We start from the raw sequence: 1,714 nt of genomic DNA on the forward strand, positions 1-1,714 counted from the left end.
CCGCTGCGCGCGGTCGGCAACGTGCGCGTGACCGAAGGGTCGACGTACACGTCGTTCGGCCGCAAGCTCGCGATCGAGAACGGCTTCTTCACGTTCAACGGCCCCGTGTCGAACCCGGGCGTCAACATCCTCGCGATGCGGCGCAACCAGGAAGTCGAGGCCGGCGTGCAGGTCACGGGCACGATCCAGTCGCTGACGGTCAAGCTGGTGTCGGAACCGAACGTCACGGACAACGAAAAGCTGTCGTGGCTGCTGTTCGGGCACGGCACCGACCAGGGCAACAACGTCGGCCAGCAGGGCACGATGACGGCGGCGCTCGGGCTGCTCGGCAGCGTGACCGGCAAGCGCGTCGCGCAGACCTTCGGTCTCGACGAGGTCTCGGTCGGCCGCAGCGAAGTGGGCCTCACCGATCCGCAGGTCGTGCTGGTGTCGAAGGCGATCAACGAGCGGTTCGTGCTCGGCTTCGAGCAGGGGCTGCAATCGGCGAGCAACGCGTTCAAGGCGACGATCAACCTGACGCGCTTCTGGTCCGTGTCCGCGTACGGCGGCACGTTCCAGGGTGTCGACCTGAACTACACGCGGCGTTTCGACCGGTGGTTCGGCAGCGACGCGGCGCGGGCGCGGCGTGCCGAGCAGCCCTGAATGAAAAAAGCCCCGCACGAAACGAATCGTGCGGGGCTTTGTTTCGCGCCAGCGGCAGCGCGTTCGGCTTACTTCACGCGCATGCCGGGCTTCGCGCCGCTGTGCGGCTCGAGGATGTAGAGGCCCGGTTCCGCCTTCTCGTCGGTGGCCGACGCGGCGAGCACCATCCCTTCGGACAGGCCGAACTTCATCTTGCGCGGCGCGAGGTTCGCGACCATCACGGTCAGCTTGCCCACGAGCTGCTCGGGCTGGTACGCGGACTTGATGCCCGAGAACACGTTGCGGGTCTTTTCCTCGCCGACGTCGAGCGTGAGCTGCAGCAGCTTGTCCGAACCCTCGACGGCCTGGCACGCGACGATCTTCGCGATGCGCAGGTCGATCTTCGCGAAATCGTCGATCGAGATGGGGGCATCGTCGGCGCCGTTCACGGCGGCCGGCTTCGCGTTCGCCTTGGCGTTCTTCGCCTCCTTGGCGGCGTTCGCGCTCGCGGCGGCCGCGCCGGTGGCCTCGGCCTGCAGCGAATCGCGGTTCGCGGCGAGCAATGCCTCGATCTGCTTCGGGTCGACGCGCGTCATCAGGTGCTGGTACGCCTTGATCGGCTGTTCCGACGACAGCGGCTTCGCGGCATCGGCCCATGCGAGCGGCGCGATCCCGAAGAACGACTCGACGGCCTCGGCCACGCGCGGCATCACCGGCTTCAGCGCGAGCGACAGCAGGCGGAAGGACTCGAGGCTCACGCTGCAGGTTTCGTGCAGCGCGACCGCGTTGGCCGGATCCTTCGCGAGATCCCACGGTTTCGCGCCGTCGACGTACGCGTTCACTTCGTCCGCGAGCTCCATCGTGTGGCGCAGCGCGCGGCCGTACTCGCGTGCTTCGTAGTGCGCGGCGATCCCCGGAATCGCATCGCGCAGCTTCACGACGAGCGGATGGTTCATCGCGCTGTCCTGCACGCGGCCGTCGAAGCGCTTGATCAGGAAGCCTGCCGCGCGGCTCGCGATGTTCACGTACTTGCCGACGAGATCGCTGTTCACGCGCGCCTGGAAATCGTCGAGGTTCAGGTCGATGTCTTCCA

Annotated in this window: 2 protein-coding genes; one reads left to right on the forward strand and one right to left on the reverse strand. The window is 67.2% G+C overall.

Features of this window, described 5'->3' with window-relative positions; all coding sequences use genetic code 11:
- Positions 1-642: translocation/assembly module TamB domain-containing protein (locus tag VK92_RS38675; protein WP_048468263.1), on the forward strand; the 642-nt coding region annotated here is incomplete at its 5' end.
- Between the two features lie 68 nt (positions 643-710).
- On the opposite strand, the gene metG is transcribed toward VK92_RS38675, so the two are convergent.
- Positions 711-1,714, reverse strand: a 1,004-nt coding sequence (metG, locus tag VK92_RS38680) for a methionine--tRNA ligase subunit beta (RefSeq protein WP_048468264.1), incomplete at its 5' end; no start/stop codon positions are given.

Origin of the sequence: Burkholderia sp. LK4, assembly GCF_001043615.1 — a bacterium.
GTDB classification, from domain to species: Bacteria; Pseudomonadota; Gammaproteobacteria; order Burkholderiales; family Burkholderiaceae; genus Burkholderia; species Burkholderia cepacia.